General features: G+C 70.4%; 14 protein-coding genes. 6 read left to right on the top strand and 8 right to left on the bottom strand.

Going from position 1 to position 15,013, the window contains the following annotated elements; translation table 11 throughout:
• Positions 1-3,621: a cobaltochelatase subunit CobN gene (cobN, locus tag ABEU20_RS22865; RefSeq protein ID WP_420166669.1), complete on the bottom strand. Its 3,621-nt coding sequence runs from the start codon at positions 3,619-3,621 to the stop codon at positions 1-3.
• A gap of 209 nt (positions 3,622-3,830) precedes the next feature.
• Between cobN and cobG the strand changes: the two genes are divergently transcribed.
• The 3 genes from cobG to ABEU20_RS22850 are packed head-to-tail and all read left to right on the top strand — an operon-like array spanning position 3,831 to position 7,103.
• A complete protein-coding gene (gene cobG, locus ABEU20_RS22860) occupies positions 3,831-4,970 on the top strand; it encodes a precorrin-3B synthase (protein ID WP_420166668.1) in 1,140 nt (379 codons plus the stop codon).
• A 19-nt stretch (positions 4,971-4,989) separates the two neighbouring features.
• Positions 4,990-5,616, top strand: a complete 627-nt coding sequence (locus ABEU20_RS22855) for a precorrin-8X methylmutase (protein WP_420166667.1) — start codon at positions 4,990-4,992, stop codon at positions 5,614-5,616.
• A complete protein-coding gene (locus tag ABEU20_RS22850) occupies positions 5,613-7,103 on the top strand; it encodes a precorrin-2 C(20)-methyltransferase (RefSeq protein WP_420166666.1) in 1,491 nt (496 codons plus the stop codon). Before ABEU20_RS22855 ends, ABEU20_RS22850 begins: the two co-directional genes overlap by 4 nt.
• Before the next feature lie 14 nt (positions 7,104-7,117).
• Here the strand turns inward: ABEU20_RS22850 and ABEU20_RS22845 are convergent, their stop codons facing one another.
• A complete protein-coding gene (locus ABEU20_RS22845) occupies positions 7,118-7,861 on the bottom strand; it encodes a hypothetical protein (protein WP_420166665.1) in 744 nt (247 codons plus the stop codon).
• 317 nt (positions 7,862-8,178) lie between these two features.
• On the opposite strand from ABEU20_RS22845, the gene ABEU20_RS22840 reads away from it, so the two are divergent.
• From ABEU20_RS22840 to ABEU20_RS22830, 3 genes are read left to right on the top strand one after another with little or no spacing between them, the layout of a single operon-like run.
• On the top strand, positions 8,179-8,640 hold the full coding sequence (locus tag ABEU20_RS22840) for a hypothetical protein (RefSeq protein ID WP_420166664.1): 462 nt from the start codon (positions 8,179-8,181) through the stop codon (positions 8,638-8,640).
• Between the two features lies 1 nt (position 8,641).
• Positions 8,642-9,376, top strand: coding sequence for a FadR/GntR family transcriptional regulator (locus tag ABEU20_RS22835; RefSeq protein ID WP_420166663.1), 735 nt, complete (start codon positions 8,642-8,644; stop codon positions 9,374-9,376).
• 5 nt (positions 9,377-9,381) lie between these two features.
• Positions 9,382-10,065: a sterol desaturase family protein gene (locus ABEU20_RS22830; protein ID WP_420166662.1), complete on the top strand. Its 684-nt coding sequence runs from the start codon at positions 9,382-9,384 to the stop codon at positions 10,063-10,065.
• A gap of 17 nt (positions 10,066-10,082) precedes the next feature.
• Here ABEU20_RS22830 and ABEU20_RS22825 read toward each other — a convergent pair whose 3' ends face one another.
• The 6 genes from ABEU20_RS22825 to ABEU20_RS22800 all read right to left on the bottom strand — a co-directional run bounded on the left by ABEU20_RS22825 (position 10,083) and on the right by ABEU20_RS22800 (position 14,979).
• On the bottom strand, positions 10,083-10,295 hold the full coding sequence (locus tag ABEU20_RS22825; RefSeq protein ID WP_420166661.1) for a DUF4287 domain-containing protein: 213 nt from the start codon (positions 10,293-10,295) through the stop codon (positions 10,083-10,085).
• 10 nt (positions 10,296-10,305) lie between these two features.
• Positions 10,306-10,995 carry a rhomboid-like protein gene (locus ABEU20_RS22820; RefSeq protein ID WP_420166660.1) on the bottom strand — a complete coding sequence of 230 codons (690 nt, stop codon included), beginning with the start codon at positions 10,993-10,995 and terminating at the stop codon, positions 10,306-10,308.
• A 480-nt stretch (positions 10,996-11,475) separates the two neighbouring features.
• Entirely contained in the window at positions 11,476-12,237 is a 762-nt protein-coding gene (locus tag ABEU20_RS22815) for a cobalt-precorrin-6A reductase (protein ID WP_420166659.1), read from the bottom strand.
• On the bottom strand, positions 12,237-12,986 hold the full coding sequence (gene cobM, locus ABEU20_RS22810) for a precorrin-4 C(11)-methyltransferase (RefSeq protein WP_420166658.1): 750 nt from the start codon (positions 12,984-12,986) through the stop codon (positions 12,237-12,239). The genes ABEU20_RS22815 and cobM overlap by 1 nt, the downstream gene beginning before the upstream one ends.
• A complete protein-coding gene (cbiE, locus tag ABEU20_RS22805) occupies positions 12,983-14,227 on the bottom strand; it encodes a precorrin-6y C5,15-methyltransferase (decarboxylating) subunit CbiE (protein WP_420166657.1) in 1,245 nt (414 codons plus the stop codon). The genes cobM and cbiE overlap by 4 nt, the downstream gene beginning before the upstream one ends.
• Positions 14,224-14,979, bottom strand: coding sequence for an SDR family NAD(P)-dependent oxidoreductase (locus ABEU20_RS22800; RefSeq protein WP_420166656.1), 756 nt, complete (start codon positions 14,977-14,979; stop codon positions 14,224-14,226). The genes cbiE and ABEU20_RS22800 overlap by 4 nt, the downstream gene beginning before the upstream one ends.
• Positions 14,980-15,013 lie beyond the last annotated feature (34 nt).

Here is a 15,013-nt window from a genome sequence, read left to right as displayed (position 1 = left end):
CTACTCCCCCTCGAGTTCGCCCTCGGTCTCGAGGTACACCTGGCGCAGCCCGTCGAGCACCTCGGGCGACGGTTCCTCCCACATCTTCCGCTCGACGGCCTCGAGCAGTCGCTCGGAGATGCCGTGCAGGGCCCACGGGTTCGACTCGGACATGAACTTGCGGTTCTGCTCGTCCAGCACGTACGTCTCGGCGAGTTTCTCGTACATCCAGTCCGCGACGACGTTGGTGGTCGCGTCGTAGCCGAACAGGTAGTCGACGGTCGCGGCCATCTCGAAGGCTCCCTTGTAGCCGTGCCGGCGCATCGCGTCGAGCCACCGCGGGTTGACGACGCGGGCGCGGAAGACGCGGGCGGTCTCCTCCGACAGCGTGCGGGTGCGGACGGCGTCGGGACGGGTGCTGTCGCCGATGTACGCCTCCGGCGCGGTACCGGTGAGCGCGCGAACGGTCGCGACCATGCCGCCGTGGTACTGGAAGTAGTCGTCCGAGTCGGCGATGTCGTGCTCGCGGGTGTCGGTGTTCTTGGCGGCCACCGCGATCCGCTTGTACGCGCTGCGCATGTCGTCCGATGCCGGGGCGCCGTCGAGCCCGCGGCCGTACGCGTAGCCGCCCCACGTGGTGTACACCTGCGCGAGGTCGGCGTCGTCGCGCCAGTTCTTCGAGTCGATCAACTGCAGCAGGCCGGCGCCGTATGTGCCGGGCTTGGAGCCGAAGATGCGCGTGGTGGCGCGGCGGTCGTCGCCGTGTTCGGCGAGGTCGGCCTGCGCGTGGGCGCGGACGTAGTTGTCCTCGGGCGACTCGTCGAGACCGGCGACCAGGCGGACGGCGTCGTCGAGCAGCGTCAGCACGTGCGGGAACGCGTCCCGGAAGAACCCGCTGATCCGGACGGTGACGTCGATGCGCGGGCGACCGAGTTCGGCGAGATCGATCACCTCGAGGCTGGTGACGCGGCGCGACGCCTCGTCCCACACCGGGCGGACGCCGAGCAGCGCGAACACCTCGGCGATGTCGTCGCCGGAGGTGCGCATCGCGGACGTGCCCCACACCGACAGGCCCACCGACTTGGGCCACTCGCCGTGGTCGGCGCGGTAGCGGGCGGCGAGCGATTCGGCCATCGCCTGACCGGTCTCCCACGCCAGCCGCGACGGCACCGCCTTGGGGTCGACGGAGTAGAAGTTGCGGCCGGTGGGCAGCACGTTGATCAGCCCGCGCAGCGGCGACCCGGACGGGCCGGCCGCGATGAAACCGCCGTCGAGCGCGTGCAGCACCTGGTCGATCTCGCCGGACGTCTGCCGCAGCCGGGGCACCACCTCGGTCGCGGCGAAGCGCAGGATCTGCCGGACGGTGTCGTCGTCGGACAGTCGGTCGGCGGCCGCGGGATCCCAGTCGGTCTCGGCCAGCGCGGAGAGCAGCGCGTGGGCCTGCGCCTCGATCTGATCCACGCGGCCACGGTCCTCGTCACCCGCCTCGCTGAGCCCCAACGCTTCCCGCAGTCCCGGGACCGTCTGCTCACCGCCCCACATCTGCCGGGCGCGCAGCATCGCGAGCACGAGCTCCACCTCGGCATCGCCCTGCGGCGCCGTGCCGAGGGTGTGCAGTCCGTCGCGGATCTGGACGTCCTTGATCTCGCACAGCCAGCCGTCGACGTGCATGAGCATGTCGTCGAACACGTCCTCCTCGGGACGCTCGGTCAGGCCCAGATCGTGGTCCATCTTCGCGGCCCGCATCAGCGTCCAGATCTGCTGGCGGATCGCCGGCAGCTTCGCCGGGTCGAGCGCCGAGATATTCGAGTGCTCGTCGAGGAGTTGCTCGAGACGCGAGATGTCGCCGTAGGACTCGGCGCGCGCCATCGGCGGGATGAGATGGTCGACCAGGGTGGCGTGCGCGCGGCGCTTGGCCTGCGTGCCCTCGCCCGGGTCGTTGACCAGGAACGGGTAGATCATCGGCAGGTCGCCGAGCGCGGCGTCGGTGCCGCACGACGCCGACATGCCGAGGGTCTTGCCGGGCAGCCACTCCAGGTTGCCGTGCTTGCCCAGGTGCACGATCGCGTCGGCCGCAAAGCCGCCGGCATCCACTTCCGCCGCGACCCACCGGTACGCCGCCAGGTAGTGGTGGCTCGGCGGCAGGTCCGGGTCGTGGTAGATCGCGACCGGGTTCTCGCCGAACCCGCGGGGCGGCTGCACCATCAGCACGACGTTGCCGGCGCGGATGGCGGCGATGACGATTTCGCCGTCCGGATCGGAGGAGCGGTCCACGTACAGCTCACCGGGCGCGGCGCCCCAGTGCTCCTCGACGCCGTCGCGGAAGTCCTGCGGCAGCGTCGCGAACCACTCGCGGTAGCGGGCGGCGGAGATGCGGATCGGGTTGCCCTCGAGCTGGTCGGCGGTGAGCCAGTCCGGATCCTGCCCGCCCGCGGCGATGAGCGCGTGGATCAGCGCGTCGCCGTCCTGGGCGGCGAGGCCGGGCAGCGCGTCGTCGCCGTCGGCCGGGCCGAGGTCGTAGCCGTGCTCGCGCATCGCCGTGAGCAGGTCGATCGCACTGGCCGGGGTGTCCAGGCCGACGGCGTTGCCGATGCGCGCGTGCTTGGTCGGATACGCCGACAGCATCAGCGCGATCTTCTTGTCCGGGTTCGGGATCCGGCGCAGTCGCGCGTGGCGGACGGCGATCCCGGCGACGCGGGCGGCGCGCTCGGCATCCGGCACGTACGCGGTGAGCCCGTCGGCGTCGATCTCCTTGAACGAGAACGGCACCGTGATGAGGCGACCGTCGAACTCGGGGACCGCGACCTGGGTGGCGACGTCGAGCGGGGACATCCCGTCGTCGTTGGCCTCCCACGCCTCGCGGCTGCTGGTCAGGCACAGGCCCTGCAGAATCGGCACGTCGAGCGCCGCGAGTTCCGCGACGTCCCACGCCTCGTCGTCGCCGCCGGCCTGCGCGTTCGCCGGCTTGGTGCCGCCGGCTGCGAGGACCGTCACGACCAACGCGTCGGCGCGGCCCAGCGTCTCGAGCAGATCGGCGGGCGCGGTGCGCAGCGAGGCGCAAAAGATCGGCAGCGGGTTCGCGCCGGCTTCCTCGATCGCCCGGCACAGCGCCTCGATGTACGCGGTGTTCCCGGCCAGGTGCTGGGCGCGGTAGTAGAGCACCGCGACGGTCGGAGAATCGACTCCCGCACCGGCGACACCGTCGCTCCGCAGGCTCCGCTCCAAGATCCCCCAGTTCGGCAGGTGCACCGCGGGCTCGAAGCCGTGGCCGGTGAGCAGCACCGTGTCGGACAGGAAGTTGTGCAGCTGACGCAGGTTCGCGGCCCCGCCCTCGGCGAGATACGTGTGCGCCTCGGCCGCGATGCCGGCGGGAACCGTCGAGCATTCCATCAGCTCGGCGTCCGGGGCCTGCTCGCCTCCGAGGACCACCGTCGGCAGCCCGGACGCGAGCACCGCGTCGATGCCGTCCTCCCACGCCCGGCGGCCACCGAGGATGCGGACCACCACGAGGTCGACACCGCCCAGCAGTTCCGGCAGGTCCTCGCCAACGAGCAGGCGGGCCGGGTTGGCCCAACGGTAGTCGGCGCCGCTCGCGCGGGCGCTGAGCAGGTCGGTGTCGGACGTCGACAGCAGCAGGATCACTGGTGCAGCCTTTCCGGGGTTTCGCGCCCCACGGCAGGGTTCCGGCGAGACACGTCTCGGGAACGGGTTCGGGCGGCGGAAGAGGGTCTGACTTTCACAGTGGCGCGACCGCCCGGAATCTCACCGGCTTCCTCTTCTGCCGCGGTCGCCGGTGATCCTACCGGTCAGGCGTGTGCGTACCGGCCGCCGGACTTCTCTAGCCTGGAGACGTGCCATCTCCACGTTCCGGCCCGGACAAGTGCCCGGGGGCTCTGCAGGTCCACCAGGCCGCCGACGGCCCGCTCGCCCGCGTCCGGTTGCCCGGCGGTGTCGTCGCATCGCCGCAGCTGCAGGCCCTGGCGACGGCTGCGCAGGAGCTCGGCAACGGCGAGATCGAGCTGACCTCGCGCGGCAACGTCCAGCTCCGCGCGGTCTCCGATCCCGAGGAGTTTGCCAGCCGGATCGCCGACGTCGGGCTGTTGCCGTCCACCACGCACGAGCGGGTGCGCAACATCCTCGCGTCGCCGCTGTCGGGGCGGATCGGCGGATTCGCCGACGTGCGGGCGCTGGTCACCGACCTCGACCACGGCCTGTGCGCCGATCCGGCACTGGCCGACCTGCCCGGACGCACTCTGTTCACGCTCGACGACGGCACCGGCGACATCTCGGGACTACGCGGCGACTTCGGTGTGCACGCGCTCGAGGACGGCCGGTTCGCGCTGGTCCTCGCCGGTACGGACACCGGCGCCCGGCTCGCGGAGACGGACGCGGTCGAGGTGCTGCTGGCGTCGGCGGGCACGTTCGCCGAGATCCGCCACGACGCGTGGCGGCTCGACGAAGTGCCCGGCGGTACAGAACGCGTGTTGGCCCGGCTCGGGCTCGAGTATGGCGACCCGGTGGAACTGCCCGGGGCGGTCGAGCGGGGCCCGATCGGGTGGCTGGACCAGCCCGACGGGCACGTCACCCTCGCCGCCGGACTCGCGTTCGGCACCCTCCCGGCGCGGCTCGCGGAGTTCCTCGCGGCCGTCGAGAAGCCGATCGTCGTCACTCCGTGGCGTTCGATCCTGCTGCCCGACCTCGAGGAGTGGGCCGCCGAGCAGGTCGTGCGGGTGCTCGCGCCGATGGGGCTGATCTTCGACGAGAACTCCCCGTATCTGCAGGTCAGTGCGTGTGCAGGGCAGCCGGGTTGCGCCAAGTCGCACACCGATGTGCGGGCCGACGCCCGGGAGGCGATCGAGAACGAGGACCTGCCCGCCGACGGCCGCCAGCACTGGTCCGGATGCGATCGCAAGTGCGGTCGGCCGCGAGGCGAGGTAACAGACGTGGTCGCCGACCCCGACGGTTACCGGGTGGAGAACCCGCCCGCATGATGCCTCTATCGTGTGGCGCATGATCGACTACATCCGCGACGGCGCGGAGATTTATCGCCAGTCCTTCGCGACCATCCGGGCCGAGTCGGACCTCGCCCGCTTCCCCGCCGACGTCTCGCAGGCGGTCGTCCGGATGATCCACGCGAGCGGTCAGGTCGATCTGGTCGACGACATCGCATTCACCCCGAACGTCGTCGCCGACGCCCGTGAGGCGCTGCGCCGCGGTGCCCCGATCCTGTGTGACGCGAAGATGGTCGCCGCCGGCGTCACCCGCAAGCGTCTCCCGCGGGACAACGACGTGCTGTGCATGCTCGACGACCCGCGAGTTCCCGTGCTGGCCAAGGCGATCGACAACACCCGCTCGGCGGCGGCGCTCGAGTTGTGGGGCGACAAGCTCGACGGCGCGGTCGTCGCGATCGGCAACGCCCCCACCGCGCTGTTCCACCTCCTCAACCTCATCGAGGCCGGCGCGCCGCGGCCCGCCGCGATCGTCGGCGGACCGGTCGGGTTCATCGGGGCGGCCGAGTCGAAGGAAGCGCTGATCGAGGACCCGTCCGGTCTCGAGTACCTGGTGGTGCGCGGACGCCGCGGCGGCAGCGCCATCACGGCGGCCGCCCTCAATGCGATTGCGAGCGAAGTCGAATGAGTGGTGCAGGCAAGCTCTGGGGTGTCGGCATCGGGCCCGGCGACCCGGAGCTGATGACCGTCAAGGCCGCCCGCGTGATCGGCGAGGCCGACGTCGTCGCCTTCCACAGCGCCCGGCACGGCCGCAGCATCTCCCGCGGCGTCGCCGCCCCGTACATGCGGGACGGGCAGATCGAGGAACACCTGGTCTACCCGGTGACGACGGAAACGATCGATCACCCCGGCGGCTACCAGGGCGCGATGGACGAGTTCTACGAGCAGGCCGCCGAGCGCCTGGCCGCGCACCTTGCGGCCGGCCGCAGCGTCGCGCTGCTCGCGGCGGGCGACCCGCTGTTCTACAGCTCGTACATGCACATGCACAAGCGTCTGGCCGACCGGTTCGAGGCCGAGGTCATCCCCGGTGTCACGGCCGTCAGCGCCGCATCGGCCGCGTTGGCCGAGCCGCTCGTCGAGGGCGACGAGGTGCTCACGGTCCTACCCGGCACCCTGCCGCAGGAGGAGCTGACCCGGCGGCTGCGCGAGACCGACGCCGCCGCGATCATGAAGCTCGGCCGCACGTATCCCGCTGTGCGCCAGGCGTTGAAGGACGCCGGCCGGATCGACGAGGCGTACTACGTCGAGCGCGCCAGCACCGCCCGGCAGCGCGTCGCGGCCGCCGACGAGGTCGACGACGCCGACGTCCCGTACTTCTCGATCGCGATCGTCCCGAGTCCGCTGAACAACCGCACCGAAGCCGAACCTGCGCGTGGTGAGGTGGTCGTTGTGGGCCTCGGACCCGGCGACCAGGCCTGGACCACACCGGAGGTCCGACGCGAGCTCGCGCTGGCCACCGATCTCGTCGGCTACACCACCTACATCGACCGGGTACCGGTCCGGCCGGGGCAGCGCCGGCACGCCAGCGACAACCGCGTCGAAGCCGAACGGGCCGCAATGGCCCTGGACATGGCCAAGCGCGGCGCGCGCGTTGCGGTGGTCTCGTCCGGTGATCCGGGCGTGTTCGCGATGGCCGCAGCCGTGCTCGAGGTGGCGGCCGAGGAGCAGTGGCGGGGCGTCCCGGTCCGAATCCTGCCCGGCATGACCGCCGCCAACGCCGTCGCGAGCCGGGTCGGCGCCCCGCTGGGCCACGACTACGCGATGCTGTCGCTGTCGGATCGGCTCAAGCCGTGGGACATCGTCGCCAAGCGCGTCTCCGCGGTGGCGAGCGCCGACATGGCGTTCGCGGTCTACAACCCGGCGTCGAAGTCCCGCACGTGGCAGGTCGCCGCGATGCGTGACCTCGTCCTCGAGCACCGCTCCCCCGACACCCCGGTCATCATCGGCCGCGACATCGCCGGCCCGCAGGAGTCGATCAAGATCGTCCGCCTGGCCGATCTCGACCCCGCCGACGTCGACATGCGGTGCCTACTGATCGTCGGGTCGTCGCAGACGACGGTGGTCGAGACCGATTCGGGAACAAAGGTCTTCACACCGCGGCACTACCCCGCCTGACATCGCGTCGCGGATCAGTCCGGCGGCAGCGGATTGACGGTGTCGCTGTCCCAGGTCAGCCTCTGGTCGGCACGCGCCGGTAGTGCCTCGAGCCCGCCCCCGGCCAGCACTGCAGCGACGCACTCGGTGGACGCCCCGAGGTACGTGGACCTCAGGTCGATGTCTGTTGCCACGCACCAGGCATGGTCGTCGGGCCACCACAGGTGTGCGCTCATCCCGACGGGAAACCGCCGCGTCGCACCGAACTGGGTGTCCGCCATGTCCAGGGGACCGGCGAAGAGGATCATGTCCCGCGCCGGCATGGAAAGGCGTCGATAGTCGGAAGGTGCACAGATGTGCCCGGAGCCCTCCCAGTGCGCGAACCAACACCTGTCGGGTGTGCCGGTGAAACGCCCGAGGACCGCGGCCAGGGCTCGAGTCGTCGTCGGCGGCAGTGACCCCTGCTCCGGATCGTCCTCCCACACACCGGGTTGGCCCGATGTGTCCCAGGCGCCGACGATCGAACCCCACTCCATCACCGGATGCGCCGTCGTACCGTTGGCGGCCGCGACCTCCGCCCAGCGCACGGGCATACCGTCGGCCGCCGTGGCCGGGTGGAAGATGCGGGCGTACGCGGGGAAGCTTGGCGGAAGCAACGATGCGACCGTGTGATCGAATCGGTGCACCTGATCTACGATCCACTGCCCGGCATCGACGTCGCGAACCATGCGCAGGCCGCGCTCGTCCCAGTCGAGGCCGCCGATCGCTGAATGATCCATGCCATGCATCACACCGCGTCCGGAGCCGGCGCGCAGCGGCTTCCACGTTCGTCGCGGTCGTCGACGGTTCCCTGCAGGTCGACGTCGCCGCGGACGGCGCCTCGATTCGCTCGTCGTTCGGCGGCCGAGGTGGCACGGTCCAGTACCTCGACCAGCAGACGTCGTTCACGGCTGCCCCGTGGTCAGCGAACTGGACCCCGCGACCGATTCCGGATGTCCGCGACTGACGCGGGCGCAGCGGTGCGGCTGAACCGACACCACCTCCTGGTGGGCTCTGTCCGTCGTGCCGCACCGGGCGCTCATGTTTTGATCACCGGGTGATCGTCGTCCGAATCGAGTGGTTGATACTCGTTGCCCTCACCATCGCGCTGGCGGTTGCCACCGCGATCGAGCCCATGTGGTGGACGAGTGAATGCCAGTTGGGCCTGCTGCCGACAGAGTTGATTTCCGACTGGGACGACTGCACGACGTCGACGTACGACTTCTACGGTGTCGGTCTACTGGTTCCACTCGCACTGCCCGTGCTGGTCTGTTCGCTTCCGGTACTCGCGCCACGGCGGGCCGTCGTGTGGAGTGCCACGTGCGGCATGTCGGCACTCATCGCCACCTCGATCCTGGTCGAGCACCGGCCACTTTCGGGCGACTCTCTGCCCCTCGCGGTTCTCGGCTACTGCCTGCCCAGTGCCTTCGTCGCGGTCCTGCTCGCGACCTTTCACCGACGTCTCGCCGATACTGGTCTGACCACTTGTCCACCCGGCCTGCCGAGCCTAGCGTTGTGACATGGATCTCACCCCGGTGCAGCGACGCTCGATTCCCGACGATGTGTTCGAGCAACTGCTCGGGGGCTTGGTCGACGGAGGCGTGGCACCGGGCGAGACGCTGCTGAGCGAGCGGCGGATGGCGGAGGCTCTCGGCGTGTCACGTCCGGCGGTGCGCGAGGCACTGGGCCGGATCGCGGCGATGGGTCTGGTCGACATCCGGCAGGGAGGCGCGACGGTTGTGAACGACCTGCGCCGGCACGGCGGTCTCGACCTACTCCCCCGCCTGCTCGTCCGGAGCGGCGAGATCGATCCGGCGGTGGCACACAGCATTCTCGAGGCCCGGCTCTGGAACGGGCCGAAGGTCGCGGAACTCGCGGCGCAGCGCGCACCGGAGAGCACGGCGGACGCCCTGGACTCCACCGTCGATGCGCTCGCCGTCGCCGACGACCCCGTCGCCCGGCAACGGATCGCCCTCGACTTCTGGGATCTGGTCGTCGACGGCGCCGACTCGATCACGTTCCGGCTCATGTTCAACACGCTGCGCACCGCGTACGAACCGATGCTCGACGCGTTGGCGGTGGTGATGGCGGCCGAGGTGAACGAGAGTGACCGCTACCGCGCAATCGTCGAGGCTGTTCGTCGGCGAGAACCCGACGGCGCGTACGCAGCTGCGCACGCCCTGCTGGAACCGGCGACCACGCTCCTGGGCGAGGCACTCGCCGCCGCACGCGACGCATCCGTGGAGGAGTTATGACCGGCATGACCGGCACCCGTCAGGCCTCATCGGCATTCGGCCGCGACGTCACGCTGGGCGGTGCCGTCCGGGAGTTCGGCCGGCACCCGAGTCCGTGGATCATCGGAACGTTGTTCCTCGGTGCAGTGGCCGCGCGGGTCGTCGTCGGCGGTTGGACCTGGGCCGACGCAGTGGTGCCATTGGTGATGCTCGCACTGTTCCCGGTGCTGGAGTGGATCATCCACGTGTTCATCCTGCACTGGCGCCCGAAGCGGGTCGTTGGGATGACGATCGATCCACTGCTCGCCCGCAAACACCGCGCACACCACGGAGATCCGCGGAACATTCCCCTGGACTTCATCCCCGCGCCGGTCTTCGCGTGGCTGGTCCCGCTGCTGTTGGCCGTCGCCCTGATCGCGGTACCGCGCCTCGAACTCGGCCTGACGTTCCTGATCGTCATCACCGCACTCGGACTCGGCTACGAGTGGACGCACTTCCTCATCCACACCGATTACAAGCCGAAGACCGCGCTGTACAAGGCGACGTGGCGCCACCACCGCAACCACCACTACCGCAACGAGCACTACTGGTTCACCGTCACCACGTCCGGCACCGCCGACCGCATGTTCGGCACCGAGCCCGACCCGGACACCGTCGGGAAATCTCCCACCGCGAAGCGCTTGCACGGACTCGACGTCGCCGGCACCTGAATTCGGTGCCCGGCGGATCAGCCCGCCGCGTCCTCCTTCAATGTGTGCGCGACGAGGGCGTTGGCGTGGCCGTGCCCGAGACCGTGCTCGGTCTTGAGCCACGCGACCAGCTCCATGTGCTTGGTGAGATCCGTGGAGCGAATCAGGCTCTGCCACTCACTGATCGGCTTGCCGTACTTCTTCTCGATCGACGGAAAGTAGGACGCGGGACCCTTCACCGGTTCGGTCATGTCGGGGACGCTACCTGTGCGCTCCGACACGTTCGCGTAGCCCGCGCAGCCAGTCTGCCGGATCCCACACTCCGGGGCGCGACCGCGTGAGCGGGTAGCACGCGAAGCCGATGAGCACCGCGGTGAAGTGGCCGATGTCGGTGAAGGTGAGTCCACCGAACAGGGGCAGGCCGTAGACCAGCAGCACCCCGAGCACGTACAGATAGCGCCACGGCGGCGCGATCCGGTACGCCAGCACGGCCGTCACCCCCGCGAGCGCGTAGCTGACCCCGACATCGAGGGTGTTCACTGCCGATTCCGGGGCGCGGTGGTGCTCGATCGCCAGGTACAGCACACCCTCGCTGATGTACGTCGCGCCGACGTGAGCGATCGCGGCGACCGTCAGCCACCGCCAGGTTCCGAGCCACCGCTCCACCGGCACGTGGAACAGATTGAAGAGCACGAAATAGCCGATCCAGGTGCCGCCCGCGATCCAGAACGCACTGGTGATCAGGACCCTGACGGGATCCTCACGGAGGTGGTGCAGATTGGTCGACCGATTGCCGAGGACGTCGTTCAGCACCTGCGGTGACAGATGATGCATGACGACCGTCGTAACGAACAGGATCGCCAGCCACACGAACGTGCCCGGCGCGCGGCGGACGTACGTCCACGCCGCGGACGCAATGTCCGACGCCCGGAACCGCCTCTCGGCCTCCACCCGACCAGTATGGCGCTGCCGGACCGCGGCGGACTACCGGACGACGGCCTCGATGCCATGCCGGGCCCGATATCGCCGCAGGTCGCCGCGCGCGAGTCGGGCCGTGCACTGCAGGATCCGCAACGTCGGACCGGGCACGAGCATCCGCCCCCGGCCGATCGCGGCACGTTCGTCTCGACCCGGGGCCCGTCGACGAGACCCAGCACCCGCGCGGCCACCGCCTCCGGCGAGATGGGGTGCATAGGAAGTTGAGCGGCGGATTCACGAACACTCTCCCCTTGGTCCTGGGACGTTCGACCCCGGCTGTCCAGGCGGTGACGGGGATGCTGGAGAGGTGAGCCCGATGACGATGCTGTGGAGTGCGTGAGTGGGCGGCAGGAAATTCGGAAATCTCTCCGGTTCCGTCAGGTACGAAGTTCTGCGCGGAACTGTCCCGCTCCCGAAATGACCCGCCGCCCGCGCAATCGCGGCCGCGGGAGGTCAGTTCGGGAGCGGGAGCTCCCCTTCAGCTGCCCACACGACCGCGGCGTCGAGGTCGGAGGTTGACGCGATCCCCTCCGGAATCGGCGTGCGCGCCACCATCACCACCGGCACCCCCACTTCGCGCGCCGCCGCGAGTTTCGCCGACGTGAGCGCTCCCCCGCTGTTCTTGGTGACGACGACGTCGATGCGGTGGTCCTTCAGCAGCGTCACCTCGTCGTCGACCGTGAAAGGTCCACGTGCGAGGAGCAGTTGGGCCCGCTCCGGCATCCGCACGTCGGGGGGATCGATCGCCCGGATGAGGAACCAGCCGGCGCCGTCGGCGAATGCGTCGACGCCCTGTCTCCCGATGGTCAGGAACACCCGCTCCCCCAGCCCCGCAACCGCCTGGGCGGCCGCGGCTAGATCCGGAACGACATGCCAGTCGTCCCCCGGCTCGGGGGCCCACGCGGGACGGCGCGACACCAGCAGAGGGACGCCCACGCGTGCGGTGGCCGCGGCGGCATTCGCCGTGATGCGTGCGGCGAACGGGTGGGTGGCGTCGACGACCGCGTCGATCTCGTTGTCCCGTAACCACTGCGCCAGCCCGTCGACACCGCCGAAGCCACCGACGCGGACCTGCCCAACCGGGAGCACCGGTTCACGGACCCGACCGGCCAGCGACGAGATCGCCTTCACCGACGGATTCCCGTCGAGTCGCGCCGCGAGCCTGCGCGCCTCACCGGTGCCGCCGAGAACGAGGACCCTGCGTACTGCCGACATCAATGGGTGGTGCGGGACCGCGTCGCCGAGTACAGGTAGCTGTCGGGGAACCCCTCCGCGGCGAGGACGCGGCCGACGATCACCACTGCGGTCTTCGTGATCCCAGCCGCGTGCACCTGGTCGACGAGCGTCGCCAGCGTGCCGCGCAGCACCACCTCGTCGGGCCGGCTGGCGAACGCGACGACGGCCGCGGGACAGTCGGATCCGTAGTTCTCGGACAGTTCGTCGACGATCTGCTCGATCCGGTGCGCCCCGAGGTGCACCACCATCGTGGCGCCGCTGCGACCGAGCGAGCGCAGGTCCTCCCCCGGCGGCATCGCCGTCGACAGCGTCGACACGCGGGTCAGCACGATCGACTGGGACACCCCGGGCACCGTCAGTTCACGGCCGAGTGCGGCCGCGGCCGCGGTGAATGCCGGGACACCGGGCACGATGTCGTACGCGACGCCGGCTGCATCGAGCCGCCGAACCTGCTCGGCCACTGCCGAATAGATCGACGGATCTCCCGAGTGCAGCCGCGCGACGTCGAGGCCGGCCGCGTCGAACGCGATGATCTGCTCGATGATCTCGTCGAGGCTCAGACGGGCGGTGTCGATCACCTCGGCGTCGTCGGGGCAGAGCGTCAGCAGTTCGGCCGGGACCAGGCTGCCCGCGTACAGGCACGCCGGGCTTTCGGCGATGATGCGCGAGGCCCGCAACGTGATCAGATCCGCGGCGCCCGGTCCGGCTCCGATGAAATGGACTGTCATTGCTCTTCCCTTTCGGTGCTGTGCGGCTTGACGACCGACCACTGCGCCACCGGCAGGTGCGGTCGCCACGCCGTGAATCCGCCGAGCGGTTCGCCGCGGTAGATCTGGAACTTGCGCAGCTCGCCACCGAGCCGCGCATGCCACTGCAGCACGAGCGACTCCGATTCCGCGGTGACCGCGTTGACGACCATCCGGCCGCCCCGACGCAGGCGCATCCAGCACGCGTCGAGCAGTCCGTCCTGCGTCACCCCGCCGCCGACGAAGATCGCGTCCGGCACCGTCGTCTCGGCGGGGAACGCGTCAGGCGCGGAGCCCCGCACCCGCAGCGTCGGCACCCCGAGCCGAGAAGCGTTGTCGACGATCTGCGCGACGCGGGCATTCTCGCGTTCGAACGCGACGGCGCGGCAGCGCGGATCGCTCCGCATCCACTCGATGCCGATGGTCCCGGAGCCGCCGCCGACGTCCCACAGCAGCTCGCCCGGCGCCGGGGCCAGCGCGGACAGCGTCAGCGCCCGCACCTCGTGCTTGGTCATCTGGCCGTCGCCGCGGTAGGCGTCGTCCGCCAGTCCGGGTGTCCGGGTCAGACGGAGCGCGGTGTCCGACGCCCGGAGCTCGAGTGCGATCACGTTGAGCGGGTCTCCGGGTTCCCGATCCCAGGTTCCCGCGACGCCGTCAACCACGTGCTCGGCGGGACCACCCAACTGTTCGAGCACCACCACGGCGCTGTCGCCGAACCCGTGCTCGCGCAGCAGCTTCGCCACCGCCCCGGGGGTGTGCTCGTCGTTGCTGAGCACCAGCAGTCGCGCACCGTCGACCAGGCTCGCGGCCAGCGTCGCGACGTCACGATTCACCAGGCTGACGGTCGTCGTCTCGTGCAGCGGCCAGCCGAGGCGGGCGCACGCGAGCGACACCGAGGACGGGTGCGCGAGCACCTGCAAGCGTTCGGGACCGAGTATCCGGCCGAGTGTGACCCCGATGCCGTGGAACATCGGGTCCCCGCTCGCCAGCACGCACACCCGCCGGCCCCGGTGCTCGTCGAACAGCGCGGGCAGTGCGGCCAGCATCGGCGACGGCCAGGGCACGCGCTTCGCCCCGGACTCGGGGATGAGCGCGAGTTGCCGGGTCGAGCCCATGAGCACCTCGGCGTCGCGGACAGCGGTCTGCGCGCGCGGCGCGAGGCCGTCCCAGCCGTCGGCGCCGATGCCGACGACGACGATCGGGTCGATCGCAGGAGGCGTCACCGGGGCAGTCGCCGCCAGATGAACTGCGGCAACAACCGCATCCCGAAGATCACCGGACGAAGCAGACCCGGCACCCAGACCCGCTCGGAGCCCTTCCGGAGCCCGTGCGCGACGGCGTCGGCCACCTGTTGCGGGGTGCTCGAGAACGGCGCTGCCTTCATGCCCGCGGTCATGCGGCCGATGACGAATCCCGGCCGGACCAGGAGCAGGCGGACTCCGCTGCCGTGCAGTGCGTCGGTCAGGCCGCTCGCGAATCCGTCGAGGCCGGCCTTGGCCGAGCCGTACACGTAGTTGGCGCGACGCACGCGAGCGCCCGCGACCGAGGAGAACACCACGATCTGCCCCGAGCCGTGCGCCCGCATCAGATTCGCGAGGTGTGTGAGCACACTGATCTGCGCGACGTAGTCGGTGTGGACGACGGCGAGCGCATGGCCGGCGTCCTGCTCCGCGCGCGCCTGGTCGCCGAGTACCCCGAACGCGAGCACCGCGACGCCGATGGGTCCGTGCTGCTCGGTGATGGCGGAGAGCACCGCCGGATGGTCGGCGACCCGGTCGGCATCGAACTCGACGCAGTGCACCGCCGTCGCGCCGGCGTCGAGCACGACGCGTGTCTCCTGTTCGAGGTCGTCGCTGCGCCGCGCGGCCAGCACGACCACGCGGCCGGGCGCCAGTCGACGCGCAACCTCCACCCCGATCTCGCTGCGACCGCCCAGCAGCACCACCGAGCCGGGCGCATAGTCCGTGTCACTCATGACTCCAGTGTCCTGGATCGGCGGCGCTCGAGTA

Source organism: Rhodococcus parequi, assembly GCF_046042785.1.
GTDB lineage: Bacteria > Actinomycetota > Actinomycetes > Mycobacteriales > Mycobacteriaceae > Prescottella > Prescottella parequi.
The sequence above is the reverse complement of the archived record's forward strand: the minus strand, read 5'-3'. Positions and strand labels throughout refer to the sequence as shown.